At 62.2% G+C, this 3,850-nt stretch carries 5 protein-coding genes; 1 reads left to right on the top strand and 4 read right to left on the bottom strand.

Going from position 1 to position 3,850, the window contains the following annotated elements:
* Nucleotides 1–311, bottom strand: a 311-nt coding sequence (locus EOA85_RS29840) for an ATP-binding cassette domain-containing protein (protein WP_127212140.1), incomplete at its 3' end; no start/stop codon positions are given.
* A 134-nt stretch (nt 312–445) separates the two neighbouring features.
* On the opposite strand from EOA85_RS29840, the gene EOA85_RS29835 reads away from it, so the two are divergent.
* Nucleotides 446–850 carry a cupin domain-containing protein gene (locus tag EOA85_RS29835; protein WP_029351539.1) on the top strand — a complete coding sequence of 135 codons (405 nt, stop codon included), beginning with the start codon at nt 446–448 and terminating at the stop codon, nt 848–850.
* Between the two features lie 35 nt (nt 851–885).
* On the opposite strand, the gene EOA85_RS29830 is transcribed toward EOA85_RS29835, so the two are convergent.
* The 3 genes from EOA85_RS29830 to EOA85_RS29820 all read right to left on the bottom strand — a co-directional run.
* Nucleotides 886–1,260 (bottom strand): hypothetical protein, encoded by a 375-nt coding sequence (locus tag EOA85_RS29830; protein ID WP_240992766.1) that lies wholly within the window; start codon nt 1,258–1,260, stop codon nt 886–888.
* Nucleotides 1,257–2,708 (bottom strand): dihydropyrimidinase, encoded by a 1,452-nt coding sequence (gene hydA / locus EOA85_RS29825; protein WP_127212139.1) that lies wholly within the window; start codon nt 2,706–2,708, stop codon nt 1,257–1,259. Before hydA ends, EOA85_RS29830 begins: the two co-directional genes overlap by 4 nt.
* Nucleotides 2,709–2,770: 62 nt before the next feature.
* On the bottom strand, nt 2,771–3,850 hold a 1,080-nt coding region (locus tag EOA85_RS29820; protein ID WP_164759969.1), incomplete at its 5' end, for a Zn-dependent hydrolase.

The raw sequence follows: 3,850 nt of genomic DNA, 5'->3' as shown, positions 1-3,850 counted from the left end.
ACGTTGCGCTCGATCGTACGCCATGGATAAAGCGCCGCCGCCTGGAAGACATAGCCATAGGCGCGGCTCTGGCGCGCCTGCTCCGGCGTCATGCCGTTGACGGAGATGCTTCCCGATGTCGGTTTTTCCAGATCGGCGATGACCCGCAGCAGGGTCGTCTTGCCGCAGCCGGACGGCCCGATGAAGGAGACGAATTCACCTTTGCCGATGGTCAGGTCGACATTCGACAGGGCCTGCACCGGGCCGTCATTGGTCTGGAAGGTCAGGCCGAGCTTGCTTGCCGAAACGACGGCTGGCGATGTTCCCGTCATAGGCCGCAGCCTGCCTTTTCGCGCCGCTGCTGCGCCGGGCGGAATCCGGTTGATTTTGCCGCGATATTGCTTTCCACTCGCCCCGTCCTATCCGACTGAGAGTTCCCACTCGATCGACGCCCAGAGCATCCCAGATGTCGTCCAAACCCACTTGTCATCTTATCCGCCCTGAAAGCTCTTATGAAGGCAAGCAGGGACTGAGTTATTTCACCGGTATCGCCGCCGAGACGGTCGGCTCGACCGGCATCTGCATGCACCTGCTGACCATGCCGCCCGGTGCCCGCGCCAAGGCGCATATGCACGAAAGCCATGAAACGGCGATCTATGTGCTCTCCGGCGAGGTTCATACCTGGTATGGCGACCGACTCGAACAGCAGATCGTGGTCAAGGCCGGCGACCTCTTCTACATTCCTGCCGGGGTGCCGCATCTGCCGGCCAATCTGAGCGACAGTTCGGCCTCGGCTGTCATCGCCCGCACCGATCCCAACGAACAGGAAAGTGTCGTCCTGCTGCCGGAACTGGATGGGCTGGTCGCCTGAGGTCGGCATCGGCGGAGAGGCCATCATCGGCACCGTCACGAACATGATTTCAACGGCCCTATCTCTTCAAGGCCGGGAATGGTCACGAAGAAACCGTCAGCTCCCTTGTTGGTGACCTTGACGGTCTCAGTCGTCGTTCCCTCCTCGCCTTCAGCGAAACAGGTCGAGCTCAACGACTGCGTACCAGGCGCCGTCACCAGTTGCCGCGCGAACCGGCAGCCGCTGCCATAGGTTTCGACGCCGTCGGCGGTCAGCACGACATAGGCATCGCTGTCCTGATAGCCGAGCCATACACCGGCACAACCGACATCATTGCCATAGGAACCGGCAAGAACCTCAGCCGCTGCCGGTACGCCGGTAATGCTCGCCACAACCAGTGAGGCGATCGCTGCCGAACGCGCCAAGCTCACACCCCGGTCGCCGGAATGCCGGTGCGTTCCACCTTGCGCGGTGCGGAAATTTCCTTCCAGGTCGACAGCGCCCGGTTGACCGCTGCATTCGGCTCGCGAGCGACGAACTCCCCATGGCCGGGCTTCGCCTTGAGCTCAGCTTCCTGGATCGACAGTTCGCCGCGCGAGAAGACATAGCGCGGCAGGCCGGTCACCTCAAAACCTTCGAAGACGTTATAGTCGATCACCGACTGCTGCTTTTTGGCCGTGATCTTCTTCTTGCGCTTCGGGTCCCAGACGAGGATGTCGGCGTCCGCACCTTCAACGATGGCGCCCTTCTTCGGATACATGTTGAGGATCTTGGCGATGTTGGTCGAGGTCACCGCGACGAATTCGTTCATCGTCAGCCGGCCGGTGTTGACGCCCGTCGTCCACAGCACCGGCAAGCGGTCCTCGAGTCCGCCGGTGCCGTTCGGGATTTTGCTGAAATCGCCGACGCCGTTGCGCTTTTGGCTGGTGGTGAAGGCGCAATGGTCTGTCGCCACCACTTGCAGCGATCCGGCCTGCAGGCCGGCCCACAGCGAATCCTGATGCAATTTGTTGCGGAAGGGCGGGCTCATCACGCGGCGCGCCGCATGATCCCAGTCCTTGTTGAAATATTCGCTCTCGTCGAGCGTCAAATGCTGGATCAGCGGCTCGCCGAAGACGCGCATGCCTTTCTGCCGCGCCCGCCGAATGGCTTCGTGAGCCTGCTCGCAGGAGACATGCACGACATAGAGCGGCACGCCGGCCATGTCGGCGATCATGATGGCGCGGTTGGTCGCCTCGCCTTCGACCTCCGGCGGGCGCGAATAGGCATGCCCCTCCGGACCGTTGTTGCCGGCAGCCAGAAGCTTCTGCGAAAGCGCCGCCACCACATCGCCATTCTCGGCATGGACCAACGGCAGCGCGCCAAGGTCGGCGCAACGCTGGAACGACGAATACATCTCGTCGTCGTCGACCATCAGCGCGCCCTTGTAGGCCATGAAGTGCTTGAACGAGGTGATGCCCTTGTCGACGACGGTGGCCATCTCGTCGAACACCTGCTTGCCCCACCAGGTGATCGCCATATGGAAGGAATAGTCGCAGGACGCCTTCGAGGTTTTATTGTCCCACATCTGCAAGGCCTCGAGCAGCGACTGTTGCGGCGCCGGCAGGCAGAAATCGACAACCATGGTGGTGCCGCCGGCAAGGGCGGCGCGCGTGCCGCTCTCGAAATCGTCGGCCGAATAGGTGCCCATGAACGGCATTTCGAGATGCGTGTGCGGATCGATGCCGCCTGGCATGACATAGCAGCCGGTGGCATCGAACTCGTGGTCGCCATGCAGGTCCGGGCCGATGGCGATGATCTTGCCGTGCTTGAACAGCACGTCGGCCTTCCAGGTGCGGTCGGCGGTGACGATGGTGCCGTTCTTGATGACTTTGGTCATTTTTGTTCCCTTGTTTTTCTCGCGCTTCTTGGTGAGCGGCGTTCGGAAGCTTGGTTTCTAGTTCACTCCACAATCACCGCTGTTTCCACCACCGCGTGGAACAGCACGTCGGCGCCGGCCGCCGCCCATTCCTTGGTGATTTCCTCGGCCTCATTATGCGACAGCCCGTCGACGCACGGGCACATCACCATTGCGGTGGGCGCGACGCGGTTGATCCAGCAGGCGTCGTGGCCGGCGCCGGAGACGATGTTGCGATGCGTATAACCCAGGCGCTCCGCCGCATCCCGCACAGCCTTGACGCAGCCCGCATCGAAAGCGACCGGATCGAAATGGCCGACCTGCTCGATTTGATATTTGATATCGAGCGCCTCGCAGATCGTGTCGATGCCTTCGCGGATGCGCGCGTCCATCACGTCGAGCACCTCCTTTTCCGGCGAGCGGATGTCGATGGTGAAGACGGTGCGTCCGGCGATGATGTTGCGCGAGTTCGGATAGACTTCCATGTGGCCGACCGCGCCTACGGCATCGGGCTGGTAGTCCATGGCGATCTCGTGCACCAGCTCAATCACCCGCGCCATGCCGAGCCCGGCGTTGCGGCGCTTCGGCATCGGCGTCGAGCCGGTATGCGCCTCCCTGCCGGTCAACGTCACCTGCAGCCATTTCAGTCCCTGGCCATGGGTGACGACGCCGATGTCGATGCCTTCGTCCTCGAGGATCGGACCTTGCTCGATATGCAGCTCGAAGAAGGCGTGGATTTGGCGCGCGCCGACTTTCTCGGTGCCCTTCCAGCCGATGCGTTCGAGCTCCTCGCCAAATTTCTTGCCGTCCTTGTCGACATGCGAGTAGACGTCGGCCTGATCGAGCACGCCGGCGAAGACGCCGGACGCCATCATGGCTGGCGCAAAGCGCGCGCCTTCCTCGTTCGTCCAGTTGGTGACGACAATCGGATGTTTTGTCTTGATGCCGAGTTCGTTGAGCGAGCGCACGATCTCCAGCCCGCCGAGTACGCCGAGCACGCCGTCATACTTGCCGCCGGTCGGCTGAGTATCGAGATGGCTGCCGACATAGACCGGCGGCAGATCAGGGTCAGTGCCTTCGCGGCGGGCAAACATCGTGCCCATCTCGTCGAGGCCCATTTCGAG

This window comes from Mesorhizobium sp. M5C.F.Ca.IN.020.29.1.1 (assembly GCF_003997375.1).
Taxonomy (GTDB): domain Bacteria; phylum Pseudomonadota; class Alphaproteobacteria; order Rhizobiales; family Rhizobiaceae; genus Mesorhizobium; species Mesorhizobium wenxiniae.
The sequence above is the reverse complement of the archived record's forward strand: the minus strand, read 5'-3'. Positions and strand labels throughout refer to the sequence as shown.